General features: G+C 48.9%; 14 protein-coding genes and 1 tRNA gene. 5 read left to right on the forward strand and 10 right to left on the reverse strand.

Annotated elements, in window-relative coordinates; genetic code table 11:
- Positions 1–171 precede the first annotated feature (171 nt).
- Positions 172–969, reverse strand: coding sequence for a hypothetical protein (locus ACG2F4_RS07300; RefSeq protein WP_395259565.1), 798 nt, complete (start codon positions 967–969; stop codon positions 172–174).
- Positions 970–1217: 248 nt separating this feature from the next.
- On the opposite strand from ACG2F4_RS07300, the gene ACG2F4_RS07305 reads away from it, so the two are divergent.
- From ACG2F4_RS07305 to ACG2F4_RS07315, 3 genes are all read left to right on the forward strand, one after another.
- The gene (locus ACG2F4_RS07305; protein ID WP_395259566.1) at positions 1218–1715 is read left to right on the forward strand and encodes a hypothetical protein; all 498 of its coding nucleotides are present in this window, start codon (positions 1218–1220) and stop codon (positions 1713–1715) included.
- Positions 1716–2236: 521 nt separating this feature from the next.
- Positions 2237–3001 (forward strand): DUF5995 family protein, encoded by a 765-nt coding sequence (locus ACG2F4_RS07310; RefSeq protein WP_395259567.1) that lies wholly within the window; start codon positions 2237–2239, stop codon positions 2999–3001.
- A gap of 196 nt (positions 3002–3197) precedes the next feature.
- Complete coding sequence (locus ACG2F4_RS07315) at positions 3198–4568, forward strand: GntP family permease (RefSeq protein ID WP_395259695.1); 1371 nt, start codon at positions 3198–3200, stop codon at positions 4566–4568.
- A 367-nt stretch (positions 4569–4935) separates the two neighbouring features.
- Here ACG2F4_RS07315 and ACG2F4_RS07320 read toward each other — a convergent pair whose 3' ends face one another.
- The 5 genes from ACG2F4_RS07320 to ACG2F4_RS07340 all read right to left on the reverse strand — a co-directional run bounded on the left by ACG2F4_RS07320 (position 4936) and on the right by ACG2F4_RS07340 (position 8300).
- On the reverse strand, positions 4936–5142 hold the full coding sequence (locus ACG2F4_RS07320; RefSeq protein ID WP_395259568.1) for a DUF3185 family protein: 207 nt from the start codon (positions 5140–5142) through the stop codon (positions 4936–4938).
- Positions 5143–5338: 196 nt separating this feature from the next.
- Positions 5339–5791 carry a large-conductance mechanosensitive channel protein MscL gene (mscL, locus tag ACG2F4_RS07325; RefSeq protein WP_395259569.1) on the reverse strand — a complete coding sequence of 151 codons (453 nt, stop codon included), beginning with the start codon at positions 5789–5791 and terminating at the stop codon, positions 5339–5341.
- 165 nt (positions 5792–5956) lie between these two features.
- Entirely contained in the window at positions 5957–6130 is a 174-nt protein-coding gene (locus ACG2F4_RS07330) for a hypothetical protein (protein WP_395259570.1), read from the reverse strand.
- An 8-nt stretch (positions 6131–6138) separates the two neighbouring features.
- Positions 6139–8076 (reverse strand): ATP-dependent zinc metalloprotease FtsH, encoded by a 1938-nt coding sequence (gene ftsH / locus ACG2F4_RS07335; protein ID WP_395259571.1) that lies wholly within the window; start codon positions 8074–8076, stop codon positions 6139–6141.
- A 148-nt stretch (positions 8077–8224) separates the two neighbouring features.
- A tRNA-Lys gene (locus ACG2F4_RS07340) sits at positions 8225–8300 on the reverse strand.
- A 614-nt stretch (positions 8301–8914) separates the two neighbouring features.
- Between ACG2F4_RS07340 and ACG2F4_RS07345 the strand changes: the two genes are divergently transcribed.
- Both ACG2F4_RS07345 and ACG2F4_RS07350 read left to right on the forward strand, forming a co-directional pair.
- Positions 8915–10195, forward strand: coding sequence for an outer membrane beta-barrel protein (locus ACG2F4_RS07345; RefSeq protein ID WP_395259572.1), 1281 nt, complete (start codon positions 8915–8917; stop codon positions 10193–10195).
- 970 nt (positions 10196–11165) lie between these two features.
- Positions 11166–13052 (forward strand): serine hydrolase domain-containing protein, encoded by a 1887-nt coding sequence (locus tag ACG2F4_RS07350; RefSeq protein WP_395259573.1) that lies wholly within the window; start codon positions 11166–11168, stop codon positions 13050–13052.
- Positions 13053–13105: 53 nt separating this feature from the next.
- On the opposite strand, the gene ACG2F4_RS07355 is transcribed toward ACG2F4_RS07350, so the two are convergent.
- The 4 genes from ACG2F4_RS07355 to ACG2F4_RS07370 form a co-directional block, all read right to left on the reverse strand.
- A complete protein-coding gene (locus ACG2F4_RS07355; protein ID WP_395259574.1) occupies positions 13106–13891 on the reverse strand; it encodes an ABC transporter ATP-binding protein in 786 nt (261 codons plus the stop codon).
- Between the two features lie 39 nt (positions 13892–13930).
- On the reverse strand, positions 13931–15562 hold the full coding sequence (locus ACG2F4_RS07360) for a hypothetical protein (protein ID WP_395259575.1): 1632 nt from the start codon (positions 15560–15562) through the stop codon (positions 13931–13933).
- Between the two features lie 109 nt (positions 15563–15671).
- Complete coding sequence (locus ACG2F4_RS07365) at positions 15672–16325, reverse strand: porin family protein (RefSeq protein ID WP_395259576.1); 654 nt, start codon at positions 16323–16325, stop codon at positions 15672–15674.
- A 213-nt stretch (positions 16326–16538) separates the two neighbouring features.
- Positions 16539–17282 (reverse strand): hypothetical protein, encoded by a 744-nt coding sequence (locus ACG2F4_RS07370; protein ID WP_395259577.1) that lies wholly within the window; start codon positions 17280–17282, stop codon positions 16539–16541.
- Positions 17283–17382: the final 100 nt, after the last annotated feature.

Here is a 17382-nt window from a genome sequence, read left to right on the forward strand (position 1 = left end):
GGTGGTGTACTCTTCTCATCGGTTGGAACTCAAAGGCGAATCGCTTCGCAAAAAACAACGCTTGACCCAATGACCGTTAACCGCTAATATCGCTGATGGAAAGTGGCACTATATGGTCCGAAATGAGTGGCACTATATGACCGAAATAGCCATATTAAAAAATAAGATAGACTATTTAGCATCTGTAGTATCTTTGAACGTGTATATATGAAGCCGTTTAAAGTCTTCATATTTCTTAACAATTACAGGTTTTTTTTCTGGATGTTTTAGAAAATAATGATCATCAGCTTTACCAATTAGTTTCAATTTTTCATCTGGATAATCACCTTTCAAATCAGATGGTAAAACATACCTATATTCAGAATTATCATAGAAATAAATGACATCAAGTAAAGCTTTTGAAATAGTAAGAATTGATGTTATTAAAACAAGAGATATGCAGATTTTTTTAAAAGAGAATTGAGAGGGATTTAGAGTAACTCTCTCTGAGTTAGAAGCAAATAAATAAACTCCCATAAATAGGAATATGGCAAAGGCTTCTTTAACAAGTATATTTAATTTCTCATCCTGAAAAATTAAATCAACCGAATAAAAATTAAATAAATACCAGATTAAACCTACTACTGCTAAAAAAGGTATTCCTAAAAGTACTAATTTGAGCTTATGCTCTTGTAACGAATACTTATAGACAATTTGAGAAAAAAATTTAAATATATTAGCAAGTACATAATCGTATAGCAAGATAACCGCATATCCAGAAATACATGTCAGTATTACAAATCCAATACTTTCGATTGAATATGATATAATCGTATTAATTGATATATAGCTAAATATATTTACTTCAAAAAAAGAATAATATGTAAATAGATATAAGAAAGACAGTAAAACCAATATTCCAGTTATTAAAATTGATGATATTTTAACAATTTGTATTGTGCTACTCTTGAGTGGATAATAATATTTCATGAAGATTTTTTACTTTGAATTCAATCAAATATATCAAACCCAATTGATGGATCAATGGTAAACAGCCAATACCTTTTTAAGAACATTCTGAGAAAATAAACAGGGTAGGTTTCATAACTTCAGCTCATTTTAGCCCTTCGCAGTTAAAATACAAGATAAACAGTATAGAAATTTCTTTTCTTAGAACTTCAATTTTTTTAGATAGGTAAAGCACACTCTAATATTTATTAATCAGAGGTAGACAATAAATGCAAGACCAAAAAGATGAGTCTAATAAGATTAAAGAGGCTGAAAGAAAGTTTGATAAAATTTCAGAAATAATTGAAAATCTATACATAGAGATTCATCAACTACCCAATTCGTTAACCAATTTATGCTTAGCTCTTCTTGGGTTTCATGTAGCAATGTTGTTTCAACTCAAATTAAATGAGATAAATATAGTTTCTACTTTTTCAATCACCCCTTTATTCCTACTTGCAGGTTCAACATTAATAGGATTTTATCTCAAATATCGTTCATTCATTAATAAACAATATCGGAAACTGATTGAGCTTAAAAGAGGAAAGAAAAAAGTGTTTAAATTGCTCAAAAAAGATGAACATATTGAACAGGTTGAAAAAGAAATATTATCTCTTGAAAATAAGTTCTACAAACTACCTGATAAATGGTATGGAATCCAATCTGGCTTATTTCTACTATCATTAATTCTAATTTCAATATATGTGATAAGAGTTCTATTCTTTTAATTAAGTCACCGCACAAAACTGGAAAGGAATCACAACATTAGAATATTAAACTGTGGTGAAATGGTGTGCTAAATCGGAATAATTACTAGATTTTAAACTTGTCATTATGTTGTCCTTTCAATTTTTTTCAAATTGAAAAATCCATAAATATATGGCTAACAACTGTTTACAGTGTTAATATTTTTTTATTTTAATTCCTTTTGGATCAAGCCAAAAGGAACACCACTTTTATGAAAATTAGCTTCATGTTTCTTGTTGGAACTTTTTTATCATCTTTAGAGATTCCCCAGAGTAATTAGGTTAATCCGTGCAGATCGGCATGATCGGTTTTATCCGCGTTCTGCCAGAGTAAGGCCAAAATCCAGGATCCTGGGTTGACATACCACTAGATTTGCACCCCAATAAGCTGTACGTTTTTAAAGCAGATTCACAGGGCACAAATATCTAGTTACACCAGTTAGTCAATTACACACCAGCCTGTTGCGATCATAGGTCATAAACACGAAAAAAAGAGGCCTTTCATGCCCCACACCGACATCACCACCATCGAAGAGGTTCTTACGGAGCTGGACAATATCATTGATACCACACTCGACGATAACAGTCCACTGGGTATTTTTGCCTGTGTCTATCGCCGTACGACAGCCAAAATTGCCAGGGGGATCGAAGAAAATCGATTCGAGAACTCCACCCGAATGGAGCATTTTGACGTTGCGTTTGCCCGCCTGTATATCGATGCATTCTGGCGGCACAGGGATGGCGAACCGGTCTCCTTTTCGTGGGAGGTCGCTTTTGAGGCCGCAGAAAACCGGGATGCGATTATTATGCAGCACCTGCTGCTGGGGATGAACGCACATATCAACCTGGACCTGGGAATCGCCGCCTCCGAAGTGGCACCGGGCGATGAGATCTACGCCCTGGAAAGTGATTTCATGAAGGTCAACACGCTGCTGGCCGAACTGGTGGATGAGATGCAGCAGCGGATAAGCCGGGTCTCTCCCCTCATGTTTCTGCTCGACTGGATCGGCAAGCGGAACGACGAGGCGGTAGTGAATTTCAGTATAGCAAAAGCGCGGGACTTCGCCTGGAAATTTGCCCGAAACCTGGCACAGGCCGAAGTGGAGGAACGGGACCAGCTCATCCGCCGCGTGGATGATCAGATCTCCAGCCTCGGCAACCTGGTAGCCTATCCCCCGGGATTCCTGCTGCCCCGGGTGCTCTCCCTGATCCGCTATTTTGAAGAGAAGAACATGCAAAAAGCGATTGAAGTTTTACACAGGGAATAGGCAACTCTTTTGCCCGGGTGATTTTTTCCCGACGGCATATAGACAGCGAAAACGGCTCCAGCAGATTATCCACCCGGCGAATACGCGTGGGAGGGACTAATCACCATTCTTATTACGAATCCCCATTTCCCGAGTTGTCCTTTTCCATGAGATTCTTATACTTGAAGCGGGATATTAACAAAAAGAAAGGTTGTTGATGCACGGATACCTGTTGTTGGGGTTACTGATCGTCGCCGTAATTTTTATCGTACTGGGAACCGCCCGTTGGAAGCTGCATCCTTTCCTGGCGCTGCTGCTGGCTGCTTTTGGGGTGGGACTTTTTTCCGGCTTGCCGGGGTCGGAAACGGTATCGGCCATCACCGGGGGATTTGGCGGCACGCTGGGTTCGATCGGTATTGTGATTGCCGCCGGAACGATTATCGGGTCGCTGCTGGAGAAGAGCGGAAGTACGCAGGTGATCGCCGACCTGGTGATTCGCGGTATCGGCAAAGCGCGCTCGGCCCTGGCCATGAGTATTACGGGGGCGATCGTCTCTATCCCGGTATTTTGCGATTCTGGCTTTGTTATTCTCTCTCCGCTCAACCGCTCACTGGCTTCCGAGACCAAACAATCGCTGGCCACCTTTGCGGTTGCCCTCAGCATGGGATTGTACGCCACACATGTGTTTGTACCGCCCACACCCGGACCGATTGCCGCCGCGGGCACCCTGGAGGCTGATATCGGGTCCGTCATTTTGCTGGGAATTGCGGTAACAATTCCCGTGATTGTGGTCACCTATCTTTTTGCCAGGTGGATCGGGAACCGGATCTATATCGACCCGGATGCGGCCGGCACTGTTGATGCCGCTGGCGGCAAACAAGCGGTGAAACCGTCAGCGGGGGCCGGACCAAAGCCGAGTTCGACTACGGCCCTTCTGCCGATTCTTGTGCCGATGGCGCTCATCGCCCTGGGCTCGGTGGCCTCCCTGCCCTCGAACCCGTTCGGAGCGGGATGGGGCGCCGAAGCGATTAACTTCCTGGGCGATCCCAACACGGCGCTGATCATCGGGGTGTTCCTGGCCTTCCGGACGATTCATCCAACCCACCGCGATGCAAAAGTGTATGGCGACTGGGTGGGAGACGGGCTAAAAAATGCCGGCACGATCATCCTTATTACGGGAGCGGGCGGGGCGTTTGGCAGCGTGTTGCGGGCTACAGAGATCGGTACGTTCCTCGGGGAGCTGCTTGCCAACTGGAATATCGGCATCTTCCTGCCGTTCCTTATTGCGGCAGCGCTCAAGTCGGCCCAGGGATCGTCGACCGTGGCTATCATCACCAGCGCCTCCATCATGCTGCCGCTGCTGCCCGGGGCCGGACTGGCAGAGGGACTGGGACCGGTGCTGGTCACCCTGGCGATCGGGGCGGGGGCGATGACCGTTTCTCATGCCAATGACAGCTACTTTTGGGTGGTCAGCCAGTTTTCGGGGATGGATGTAGCACAGGCATACCGACTGCAGACCGCGGGCTCCGCCGTGGCCGGCATCACAGGCATGGCGATGGTCTTTTTGCTGAACCTGTTCCTGGGATAGGCGTTACCCGGGGTCGTTATTGCCTACAAGGCCTCTTCACAATAGTAGTGTTCCTTTTCGCTTGATTCAAAAGCAACCAAAAGGCGATGAATGGGACATCCCGCTGCAGCCGCCGCATTCAAGGCCAAGAAAAGCTGATTCTACATAAAAATGGGGGGCACTGCGAGGCTGTCCAAAAAGTCAAATAAAAACCGCCACAAGGGGGAAAGATCCGTGTTCTCCATCCCGGCACCCCTTCGAAATTCATTATTCCTGATTCTACATTCATCATTCCCCATCCCTTTCCGGCCTTGGACTTGTGAGCCGACCGAGACAAGTGCAGGGGAGCGCAGTTTAGTTAATTGCGGACTGATTATGATGCTCCATCTCAAATCGACCGCTCTCCACGCAGCAGTCCGACCAAGCCCCCGATTGAAGCGGCCGTTCCGCCTACCAGCATCCAGATCGCTTTGTCGGAGCCACCACCGCCCAGCAACTGGTCGACTTCCGAACGGAAAGAATGATATTCATCATAACCAAAATAAAGCAGCAGGAGTCCGCCGACCAGCAACACTGTGGATATTATTTTTCTCATCACCGTACCGTTTTATTACCATTCACTTGATAGCTACTAAATTCGACGTGGAACCACAAGGGAGCTTCCAAAAGCAAAGCATTCCCTTCTAAAAAAGGATCATAAAGACATACTGCTCCGCGCCCGCACAGGGCGTTTCATCCATCACTCAAATGGCGGCGTACCATATCTGCCTTTTACAATATACCGTGGGTTGCTAATCCACTTCCGAGGTACAATGGGGGCAGCGTGTAGCCTCGACGGGAATATCGGAAATACAGAACGGGCATTTTTTCAGGCTGGGGACCACCGGTTCCGGCGTTTCCTGCGGACGTTTAAGCTTGTTGATATACCGGATAAGCACAAACACCGCGAAGGCGACGATCAAAAAGCCTAAAATAGTGTTAATAAAAACGCCGTAATTCAGTGTAACCGCGCCGGCCTCCTGCGCCGCAGTGATCGTCGCATAAGGGGCGGGGGCCGTTCCCTCCTTCAGGACAATAAAAAAATTAGAAAAATCGACTCCTCCAAGCAGCAGCCCCAGTGGAGGCATCATCACATCTTTTACCAGCGACTGGACGACACCGGTAAACGCCGCCCCGATAATAATACCGACCGCCATGTCCACCACATTTCCTTTTACGGCAAACTCTTTGAACTCTTTCAGCATAACGCTCCCTCGTTGGGTTCAGTAATTATGAACAGATCACTTGCATACTACTATTTTGTGGTCTAAAATCCTATAGACAAGTTACAAATAAAGCGCACCGGGGTTCCCGTAAACGGCGGCTTTATCACACCCAATTGAGCCATTTCCAGTGACAGGGAATCACTGTCAGTCCTGCGGAATAATCGCCGCAATCTGTTCAAAATCCAGGTAGAACTGTTCCATCTCGTCCCCGTTTTCGTCGTTAATCTCTATCCGGCCGATGTGGTCATTATACTCTATCGACCCCACTTCAACCCGCTCTATTACTCCGCTGTCAAATATAATTTTGTACGTTTTCATATGCGGGATTACTCCTCTTCGTCGCTGACCTTCTGGTTATTTGACTTCGCTTTTACCAGGTCCTCAACCCATTTGCCGGGAATTTCCTCTTTTTCGAGCAGCTCCTGGGCTACCTTGTCCAGTATATCCCGGTGTTCCTTGAGGGCGTTTTCCGCCTTTTTGTATGAATCTTCCAGGATCCGCCTCACCTCTTCATCGATTTCGCGGGCGGTACTGTCGCTGTACTCGCGCTGGCTGCCCATCTGCTCCCCAAGGAACACCTGTTCCCGCTGGCCGCCAAACGCCATGTGGCCGAACTTGTCGCTCATGCCCCAATCGAGCACCATCTTGCGAGCGAGCTTGGTGATCTCTTTCAGATCGTTTTCAGCTCCGCTTGTCGAGGTGTCAAAGATCAGGCTTTCTGCTGCCCGTCCTCCCATCATCACCGCCATGCGGTCCAGCATATACTTTTTCTGGTAGAGCAGTTTTTCCCTTTCCGGCAGCTGCATGGTCACGCCCATCGCTTTGCCACGCGGGATGACGGTTACTTTGTGGATCGGGTCAGCGTTGGGCATTGCTGCGGCCACGACGGCATGGCCCGCCTCGTGGTAAGCCAGCAGCGATTTCTCCTCATCCGACAACTTGATGCCGTCGCGCTTGAGGCCCATCATCACCTTGTCGCGGGCCTGGTCGATATCTTCCTGCTCTACGTGCTTGCTCTTCTTTCGGGCGGCAATCAGTGCGGCCTCGTTCAGCAGGTTCCGGAGATCCGCTCCACTGAATCCCGGGGTCGAACGAGCGATCTCCGCCAGGTCAATATCATCGCTCATCTTTTTATTCTTGGCATGAATTTTCAGGATCTCCTCGCGATGTTCCTGGGTTGGCAGGTTTACGGTAATCTGCCGGTCGAAGCGCCCCGGCCTGAGCAGCGCTTTATCCAAAATATCAGGTCGGTTCGTAGCCGCCATCACGATTACGCCCTCGTTGGGTTCAAACCCGTCAAGCTCCGCCAGCATCTGGTTGAGCGTCTGCTCGCGTTCGTCATGTCCACCACCGAGGCCGGCCCCTCGCTTGCGCCCGATGGAGTCGAGCTCGTCAATAAAGATGATGCTGGGGGCTTTCTCCTTGGCTTTGCCAAACATATCCCGCACCCGCTTGGCGCCAACCCCGACAAACATCTCCATAAAGTCGGACCCGGTAATCGTAAAGAACGGCACGCCGGCTTCACCCGCCACCGCCCGGGCCAGCAACGTTTTACCGGTACCGGGAGGCCCCACCAGCAGCACTCCTTTGGGGACTTCTCCTCCCAGCGAGTCAAACTGCTCCGGATCTTTTAAAAATCCCACGATCTCTTTCAACTCTGTTTTGGGGCTTTCCAGTCCGGCCACATCGTCAAATGTGGTATCCACTTTTTTGGCATCCTGCAGCTTGGCTTTGCTTTTCCCGATGTTCATAAACGGTTGCCCCTGGGCGCGCATCTGCCGGAAAAACTGCATCCCTATAAAAAAGAGGAACATCAGCGGAATACCCCAGAGGAGAATGGTCCACCAGTTGAAATCGCTTTGGGGGACAGCCGTAACTTTGACATCGTTCTCCTCCAGCATGCCCAGCAGCCGATCGTCTCCCACAGAGGGGATATAAGTCGTAAATTCCGAATAGCGGGTGGTGTCGTTTTCCGAAGACTTGAGCGCGGTTTGCTGTTTGAGCTCGCCCTGGATGCGGTCGCCCTTCATCACAACCTGATCGACATTGCCCGACTCTACCTGTGCCCGAAAAGTGCTGTAATCAATACTCGGCGGACCACCAAAAATTCCGGTATCGCTAGAACTTAAGACCCAAAATCCGAAGAGTGCTGCGATGATAAGCCAAAAAATAATGCGCTGCTTACCACCCGGCGTGCTGAACTGGGGAGCATTTTGGGAGGATGGTTGCTCGTTTGAAGACTGATCTTGTTCTTTATCTGCCATAAATAGTGTTCGACTCTAAAAAGTAGTATGCATACAAAATATGTAATAGAACAACGATAATAGACCGGCTTTGCATTCCACACATGTTGTTCCAGAAAAAAGCCCCTGCGGTTATCCACCTACAGGGGCTTAAGAGAGAGTTAATGCTTGGTGAGTCGGGAGGGGATCGAACCCTCGACCCACGGCTTAAAAGGCCGTTGCTCTACCATCTGAGCTACCGACTCATCGGCTTTAAAATAGATTCCAAATATACGGGATTAGAAAAAATAATATCAAACCAAATTTTGATATTATTTCTCACTCCCAAAACAGGGTCTGCAGGATACAGAAACCATTATTTCAAGCCTAAACATACAAATTATAGATCGCAATGTGTATGTGGAACTGAATACTGCGCGAGCCGCTTCCCAATTACGCATTATGCCCACGTTTATATATCGCAAAAGGCCCTGGTATTCATCAAGAAACATCACTTTTGCACCATTTACCGAGTTCAACCGGGTTTAGAAAAGATCCCGGCACGAAGGTCAGTACAAGTTTGATTTTGGGATTAGCTCAGGCGAATAGCGCCGCATTTGCAAAGACAGGTTTGTGCCCTTGCCGGGCACACCGCCTGCTGGCATAATCGAGACCTGATTTACACTGCTTAAAAGCCTGGAGAGCGGGTAAAAAAATTAGAAAATTCAAATATGAGCTCGTTGAAAATCTGTGTAAACTTTAACTACACGCAATGCACGGAAGGATCAGGACATAATATTATAGAGAGAGTATGTCCGGCCAACTGATTCAATACGAGAGCAGTAAAATAAGGCATAGCAACAAACAAAGAGAGAGTATTATGATTTCTTCATCGATTATTAAAAAAAGTATACTCAGCATTTCCATATTGCTGATCGCCTCTACGGTAGCTTTTTCCCAGCACTACTCCAATAACGAATACCGGAGACTGAGTCTTTCAGTGAGTGGTGGAGCCAGTCTTGGAGACATGAACCAGGGCAATTACTTCATGTCAAGCAACTTCAGCGTCAACACCAAAGACACCCCGGCATTCGGGCTGGGAGTGCAATATGCGCTGACTCCCGCGTGGTCGCTGGAACTCGGTTACCGGCACACGCAGGTAAAAGGGAGAGCCATCCCGTTTACCAGCTCGGTGAACCTGTTTACGCTGAAAAACTTTGTCAATCTCAATCAGCTTTTATTCGTGAACAGGATCTCTAACCGGGTCAACCCTTTTCTCACCGCCGGTATCGGTTATGATGTTGTCAATTACGATGGCCCCGATGCCGCGTATGACCTGCACAACGCGAGCTATAATGCGGGGGCGGGCGTCGCCTATCGACTGACGAATACGGTGGACCTGTTCAGCCAGTATGAATACCATATCGGTTCCAACTCTATTGACAATGATGACGAGGGCTTTGGAACGGACCTGATCAATACCCTCACGTTCGGAGTTCGGATCAACTTTGGCAAAAAAGATGCCAAACTTGCCTCCTGGCGGGATGTGCCGGTGGATATCAGTCCCAGTGAATACGATCGCTTTATGACACAGTCCAATCTCATCTCCAACCTGGAACAACGGGTAGAGCAGGTAGAAAAACGGGATACCGACAACGAGAAGCTTTTGACTGAGCTGAAAAATGAAAAAGAAGCTGAAATCGACTCCCTGAAAAATCATATCAGCCGTTTAAATGAACGGTTAAGCAACCTGAAAATGGCTTTCTCTGAGCTTCAGGACAAAATAATAAATGGCGTAGAAGTGGATACCGCGACAGGGCTCACCGAATCACTGCCCAGGGGACATTATGTGCAGATTTTTGCCACCCAAAACCTGGATATCGCCCGGGATATGCGGGAACATACGCTCCAGCAACTAAACGGGGTGATAGAACAAGCCGAGGAGAAGATCTTCATCATCCACCGCAAAGAATTCTATGAGGTCATGATCGGGTTATTTAAAGAGTTCAGCCACGCCAGCGATGTTCAGGAGGTGCTGAAGCCGATCCACGAGGATGCCTACGTGATCTCCTTCCCACGCCCCCTGAGCCTGAAAGCAGATTTCGAAGGACTTGAAGTGATCAACACAAACAAAGCCGAGATAACGGTATTCAACAACTGATTTAACATAGGCTCTCTGAATTACTCGTCGGACGCCTGGCTTTGTCGTCCGACGATTGCCGTGAAAATGGGATAAAAAACCTGAGCCTCCTCGGAAAACAATTGGCAATCCAGATCCCGTTATGTGCCTGGGTTAGACCACGGAGCCGAGTTCTTGCTTTCCCGGCATGCTGCCAAAATCAGCTGGACTCCTCCGGATTTTTGGGTTCATTGTTGGGCCGTTCAAAAAAATGAACAGGGAATGCGGCCCCGCTCCAGCCACCGCAGGCACAGGTTAGTTATGTGTGGACTGGTTTATTAGTTATTTGAAGAGACCTTTGCAGAACCTGTTATTTTGTTGGGAGGTAGTTGTACCAACGACCTTATGGTCTTTAAACGGGAGTACAACTCCCTCCGATCGATGAATTGAGGATTTTGCAGACCCTTCTTGAATAAACTAATAACCAATCTCTAACGGTAACTTTTGAGTTCATTTCCGCCCACACAACTTGAACCGGATTTATCGCACCCCATTGTCGTTGGCAGAAAGTTGAGTTCCGCTTGCCGGGAGTTGACAGGCCGGGCCAAGGGATTCTCTGTTGCGCATTCAGTAAGCCCGAATCCTCTCTCATTACACGGAACTTTTTTTATAGTAACCGATATCAAATCACTGCTATCGGATAAAAATTTCGATTGCGGATCATTGCCGCAGGCCCTATTCTGCTTTTACTGTTTATGGGAAACCTTTGCAGAACCTGCTATTTTGTTGGGAAGTCCGACCGTTTTGATCTTTTAACGGGCGTACAAATCTCTCAGAACAAGGAGTTGGGAGTTTTGCAAAGCCTTCTATAATATTTTATGACCGGGGAATTCTCTAAAGCCGGGATCGGTGCAGTCCTGGCAAAAAATATAGTTGCTATTGAAAAACAGCGGTTGTACAGTTCCCTTTACTGCTGAAATGTCCATGTTCTACTTTTAAGTTTGCTGATCTCATGAAAAAGTTGTGCATACTCTTTCTCCTTTTTATTTACTCAACTTCGGGACCCTCTTTTGGTCAGCCTGTCCCCGTTGACAGCGTTGACCTGCACGCGTTTTTGGATGGTACTATTCAATCGTATATGGAGGAACAACAGATTGCCGGTGCGACCCTCGCTGTTATCCAAAACGGGCAGCCACTGATGCTCAAAGGCTATGGATATGCAGACCGGCGCAATCAGGTACCGGTCGACCCGAACCAGACGCTTTTCCGGGTTGGATCTATCTCCAAGCTTTTTGTCTGGACCGCCGTTATGCAGCTCGTTGAAGAAGGGCAGCTGGACCTCAACACCGATGTTAACCGGTACCTGGAAGCGTTCACTATTCCCGACACCTATCCTGAGCCGATCACCCTTAAACACCTGATGACTCATACCGCCGGTTTTGAAGACCGGATTATCGGGCTTTTTGCACTTGATACCGGTCGGCTGCGACCGCTCGAAGAAATACTGATCGAAGAGCTGCCCGCCCGGGTGCATCCACCGGGCCAGATCGCCTCCTATTCCAACCATGGTACCGCAATCGCCACCCATATCGTAGAGCAGGTAAGCGGACTCCGGTTCCCCGACTATATAGAACAGCTTGTCCTTCATCCGCTGGAGATGGACGCCACGACCTTCAGGCAACCTGTCCCCGAGCCTCTACAGCCCCGGCTCTCCCGGGGATATGCGGTCGAAGAGGGGATCCTCACTGAACAGCCGTTCGAGTTTGTTCCGCTGGGCCCTGTTGGTACTGCCAGCTCCACCGCCGCCGACATGATCCCCTTTATACAGGCTCATTTGAACTTGGGCAGCTACCAGGGAAATACACTGCTCGATTCCACAACCGCCCGGCTTATGCAGAGCCAGGCCTTCAGCCACCACGATCAGCTCAATCCGATGCGCTACGGCTTTATCGACATGAGCCAAAATGGCGTCTCCATTTTTGGACACAGGGGCAGCACATTTTGGTTCCACTCCCTGCTGGCCCTGTTTCCCGATTACGATATCGGCTTTTTTATCTCGTTTAACAGTGCCGGTGGGGCACAGGCAACCCAGCATGTCCTGGAGGCGTTTGTTGACCGCTACTTCCCCGACCAGGCGTCGCCCCCAGATACGATGTCTACTGATCAACCCTACCTGCAGCAGTTTGCCGGGGAGTACCGCTCCAACCGGTACTCCCACGAACGGCTGACCAAAATCATTTCGCTGATGAATCCCGTAACGGTTCAAGTAACCGGCGACCGCACCCTGAACGTGACGCGGGACGGCCAAACACAGGAATGGATTCCCACCGAGAGCCTCCAGTTCCGGAATACCGAAAATCGACACCCGCTGATTTTTCGACAGAACAGTGACGGGGAGATCACGCACCTGTTTTTTAATGACATGCCGTTTATTGCCTTTGAAAAAATCCCGTTCATCTCTTCGCGTACCCTCCATTTCACCCTGTTAGGCATCACGTTCGCCACCCTGTTGCTGACTCTGCTGTACTGGCCCGCCGCCTACCTGGTACGCCGCCCCTACCGGCCCACGCTGATAACCACCTCGCCGCTGCCACTGTATATCAAGATTATCGCATGGCTCAACAGCCTGCTCCTGCTCGTTTTTTATATCGGCTTGGGCACCTCGCTGACCGGACCGGAAAGTATCGTGTACGGGCTGTCTTCGGCCATCACCTTTTGGCTGATCTTCCCGCTGATATCGGTCATGCTGACGATCACACTCTGGTACCTGACTTTCCGGGCGTGGGAAAATTCGCTCAGCGGCTTCTGGAGCCGGCTCTGCCTGGCGATTATCAGCATCGTTTTTACCGCCAACCTCTGGCAGCTTTACCACTGGAACTGGCTGGGATTTCACTATTAATTACGGATCTCCTGCCGCAACCCAAAACAGCCGTAAAGAACCTGAAAAAACGTCTACAGCCATTTCAGCACGTCCTCTCGCGGGTGCTCCACCCCAACATAGTGCTCAAAAATTTCGCTCAGGCTGGCATCTTCCTGGAGCTCCCTGCGGGTTTCGGAATCGAGATAGGCAATCACTTCTCCCTCGTGCAGGATAGCGATATCGTCGCACATATTTTCAACAATTTCGAGGATGTGACTCGTGATAACGATCGTAACGCCCTTGTCCTGCAGCCGGTTCAGTATTGTTTTCATCCTGCCGATCGAGATCACGTCAATACTCTCAAACGGTTCATCCAGGAACAGGATCTCCGGCTCACTCAGGATAGCTGCGCAAAACGAGAGCTTTTTCCGGCTGCCCGAAGACAACTTGCTGATCTTGGCGTGCTGGAACTCTAAAAGTCCCAAAAAGTCCAGCAGTGATTCCATCCTCTTCTGTCGCTCTGCGGCCGGCACCTCATAAATGTCGCAGATATAATGCAGGAAATCGTGGCTGCTGAAGTGTTCAAACAGCAGCGGTGGCTGCAATACGGAAGCGATCTGCGCCTTGATGTTGATCTCATTTTCTTCGGTAAGCGGCAATCCATTGATCACGATCTCTCCCTCCTCGGAATCAAGCAGGCCGGTTAAAATACCGATCAGGGTACTCTTGCCTGCGCCGTTGGGACCGATAAGCCCAAAAACTGTTCCCGAGGGTACGGAAAGGCTGAAATTATCCAGTATCATGGTATCGCCGTACGATTTTCGCAGGCCCGTTATCCGGATTGCCTGGTCTGTTTCACGCTTCACTTGTTCATTCATTTGGATACCGTTGAAGTTGTCTTTTCATTATCCGTATTGCTACTCCCCATCCAGCCAGATCTGGTGCAGCACATGCTTTTCAAATGCCTTCACCAGCACCCGCATATTCAGCCAAAGGTAGATACTGATGGCTGCGATGAGTCCCACCATCACCCAGCGGCGGTAGATATTGTATTCTCCCAGCGGGATAAAAATAGTGTAGCCGAGTCCGAACATCAGAAATGTCATCAAAAAAGTGACCTTTTGCGGGATAATCGGGTGCTTAAAACTGAACGAGCTGTAGCTCACTTTCTTGTAATAGTTGAAAGATGTAAACAGGAATACCAGCATAAAACAGAGGAAAAAGAAGGTGTTGGCGACATAGATATCAACCACCTGCCCGAGCTGCGGCAAGTATATAAGCTCCCCGATTGTGATCAGGTAAAAGATAAACAGCGGTACGGTAATTATGCCCAGGAACCGCTCCTTCAGCTGCTTCTCAAACGGCACCGGGAACTGCCGGTGCAGCAAAAACTCCCGGTGCTCATATCCGAACATGTTGGCCATGCCAACAGCCAGCAGTGCCACCGGTATGGCCGCCATCATGGTGGGAATGAGAACCGAGGTGATCCAGCTCTGTTCAAGATGCAGCAACAGGGGAATGTAGATTGCGGGAACCAGGGCCACCGTCAACAAAAACAGGCGATTATAGGGATGCAGTATAATATAGTAGTAAAACTTGCCTGCATTTCCACCGAGCCACCGCTTCAGGAAGCCCCAGAGCGTACTACGGCGGTTTTTCGCCTTTTGTGTGTGAGGCGTCTGCAGCCCCTCCCTGGTTTTGTAAAAGTGATCCCGGAATACCAGGAACACCAGCAGTGCCGAAAACCCGTAAATGGCCGCCGCGATAGCCAGGTTGTACTCGGCTGTGGCCGATGCCATCATCAGTCCACCGGGGAAATAGGTCAATATTTGGATCAGGCTCTGCACATCCGGCAGGTACTGGCTTAACACAAAGCTGGAATAGCGCGACAAAATAGCCAGTGCGGATATCGTCCCGAAAACCAGGAATAGCCCGCTGAAGACAACCAGCCTGAACCGCTTTTCGATAAGATGCAGGAACCGGTGCTTGATGGAGTAGATGATCGAGTAGTTAAGCAGCACAACGGCAATGACCACGGGAATATACATCGGATGGCGCACCTGCATCAGCAAAAAAGCAGCCCATGTGAAGTTATAGATCACATTAATGGGATGGAAAAAGCCGATCAGGTTGAGATGCCAGGCCAGTTTGTTGACCGGGTAGCCGTAGGCCAGCAGCTTCCGGTTGAGCTCCATGTTCAGCAGTCGCGTGCTGGTAAATGAAAAGTGCAGCAGCCAAAAAACGTTGGCAAATACGATCAGGATCAGCACGCGGACAGAGGGCGTCAGCCACGGTAGTTCCTGGAATCCCCGGGGCGCGCGCTCATACATAATCACCAACAAGGCACTGCCCAGCAGGTTGGAGAACAGTATCAGCAAAAATATGATATAGCCGATCACCAGTATCGACTGAAATTTGGTGAGTCGTGCCAAAAAAGCTGACCAGTTTAGATATATAAGCCGCCTGAACATATTCTCTTTTTCTTTGAATACCCGGAGTACCCCACCGCCAGTGCGCAGGGTGATGGCCGCCGGGTTATACTTTGGCATGATTACAGCGTGAAGGGTCTGACCGCCTGCTGTTTCCAGCGTACCAAAATGCTTCAACACGTTAAGAATGAAGGGGCTCTTATGCAAAAGTTAACGCAGGAAAACTTGCCTAAAATTGAAATCCTATTAACAACATAACCGTCCCATTGCGCGCGGGTTGCGGGGCTGCGCCGCCAAACACATCGGTAAATCCGGCGCTATACCTTATCTCAGCACTCACGGTGTTAAATCTGAAATCAAGATCGGTCCCGATCCCGGCAACAATCCCGAAATCACTGTCTCTCGCTTCCCCGATCAGCTCGTCAGGGGTCTGCTGCTCATTTTCAAAGATTTCAGTATTACTGTTGTTTTCAATCAGAAAAGAAGCGTAGGGGCCTATATAAACGTGGGGGAGCAACAGGCCGTCCGCGGGCAGGTGAAACTTTGCCAGGACCGGTACTTCAACATAATCGAGGACAAGGTTAAATTCCGTATCGAGGGATGACACCTGTACTCGTTCCCGGCTGCCTTTCTCAACGTACAAGACTTCAGGCTGAACAGAAAAAAGCCGGGTAAACCGAAAATCGAGCGATAGCCCAATTGCAAAGCCCGGGGCCGGGCTGCTCTCCCATTCCGTATTTATCAGCCGGCTGCCCACCAGCCCGCCCTTGATCTGCTTGTCCGGCTTGATCTCTTCCTGGGATTGCGCCTGTGCCGAAGCAGACCCCAAAAGAAAGACTGCCAGAAATGCTATTTGTTTGATAGAAGTTACAGGTTTAATCATGGTCGCTGATCTGATTTTCCGGCAGGAACAGCTGCATGCTGAGTTAAAGTCCATTTCCCGGCAACGTTTCCTGCCAGTGGAATTCGGGAAACCGGATCATGTAGTATTTCGCTCTTCGGAGCGGCGGGCAGGGCCAGACCAGGGCAATATACTATGCCTCCGGCTCAAGTAAAATGGATTTTCCCGTTGTAAAGGGGACCTTCTTCGAGGGCATCACTGAGGGCTGCACTCTTTATAGGGTATTTTTTTGCTGATAATTCCGACTACATATCCAAGCCCGTCTGTCACATTGGAAAATCCTTCCGGCAACGTATAGGTAATATTATCCAGCGAATCGACCCCTTCAACCCATTCGGGACCGCCCGAGGCCACCCACAGGTAGCGTTCGGTAAGCCTGGCGTCACCGTCCGGAACATTTATATGCTCTCTTTCGCGGATTGGATCGATGGTTACAGTATACCCCCCGGATAGTCCATAGGCCTGGTCCCGATAGGAAAACCGGTACAGGTCTACGCGTTTATATCCCGCTTGATTGATATGAAACTGCCATACCGACTGTATGTCGGCCAGACGCTCCACCTCCCGGATCGATACAGTGGCTGAACATCCCATTTGGGCGTATCCCAGTCTAGGTTGTGGAAAATCCGGCGGTATCGTCACGGTGACACTGCTGTAGGCCCCATCTTTTCGTTCCGCTTTTAAACGGTACGTGTGCTGAGGTTTGAGATCCATGGTTGTCCAAAAATTCAGCATGTTAACGCCGTTATCCAGTTGGAAAAGAGAGTCCTTCATGACCGCCGAACGACCGCTCTCCATTTCCCTGAGTGTGACCTGCATTTCGGGGATATCGTCCGGCATCTCGAGTTGCGTACGCGCCGGGGCAATCCGTACCCACTGGGTATCGGCAGAAGCGTCCAGATAGCCATACATGGAAAAGAAATACTGTTCATTTTCCATGACAGGCTGGAAGGACGAGTCACAGCCGGCTGCAACCATTGCCAGGCAACCTCCAACGATCAGGCATATCCATATCCCGCCGACAGTTGTATGCCTGTAT

This window comes from Halalkalibaculum sp. DA3122 (assembly GCF_043951865.1).
Lineage (GTDB): Bacteria > Bacteroidota > Rhodothermia > Balneolales > Balneolaceae > JAMQKA01.

Coding starts and splice junctions, on each gene's coding strand:
- ACG2F4_RS07300 (WP_395259565.1), bottom strand. CDS start 969: ATGAAATATTATTATCCACTCAAGAGTAGCACAATACAAATTGTTAAA.
- ACG2F4_RS07305 (WP_395259566.1), top strand. CDS start 1,218: ATGCAAGACCAAAAAGATGAGTCTAATAAGATTAAAGAGGCTGAAAGA.
- ACG2F4_RS07310 (WP_395259567.1), top strand. CDS start 2,237: ATGCCCCACACCGACATCACCACCATCGAAGAGGTTCTTACGGAGCTG.
- ACG2F4_RS07315 (WP_395259695.1), top strand. CDS start 3,198: ATGCACGGATACCTGTTGTTGGGGTTACTGATCGTCGCCGTAATTTTT.
- ACG2F4_RS07320 (WP_395259568.1), bottom strand. CDS start 5,142: ATGAGAAAAATAATATCCACAGTGTTGCTGGTCGGCGGACTCCTGCTG.
- mscL (WP_395259569.1), bottom strand. CDS start 5,791: ATGCTGAAAGAGTTCAAAGAGTTTGCCGTAAAAGGAAATGTGGTGGAC.
- ACG2F4_RS07330 (WP_395259570.1), bottom strand. CDS start 6,130: ATGAAAACGTACAAAATTATATTTGACAGCGGAGTAATAGAGCGGGTT.
- ftsH (WP_395259571.1), bottom strand. CDS start 8,076: ATGGCAGATAAAGAACAAGATCAGTCTTCAAACGAGCAACCATCCTCC.
- ACG2F4_RS07345 (WP_395259572.1), top strand. CDS start 8,915: ATGATTTCTTCATCGATTATTAAAAAAAGTATACTCAGCATTTCCATA.
- ACG2F4_RS07350 (WP_395259573.1), top strand. CDS start 11,166: ATGAAAAAGTTGTGCATACTCTTTCTCCTTTTTATTTACTCAACTTCG.
- ACG2F4_RS07355 (WP_395259574.1), bottom strand. CDS start 13,891: ATGAATGAACAAGTGAAGCGTGAAACAGACCAGGCAATCCGGATAACG.
- ACG2F4_RS07360 (WP_395259575.1), bottom strand. CDS start 15,562: ATGCCAAAGTATAACCCGGCGGCCATCACCCTGCGCACTGGCGGTGGG.
- ACG2F4_RS07365 (WP_395259576.1), bottom strand. CDS start 16,325: ATGATTAAACCTGTAACTTCTATCAAACAAATAGCATTTCTGGCAGTC.
- ACG2F4_RS07370 (WP_395259577.1), bottom strand. CDS start 17,282: ATGGAAAATGAACAGTATTTCTTTTCCATGTATGGCTATCTGGACGCT.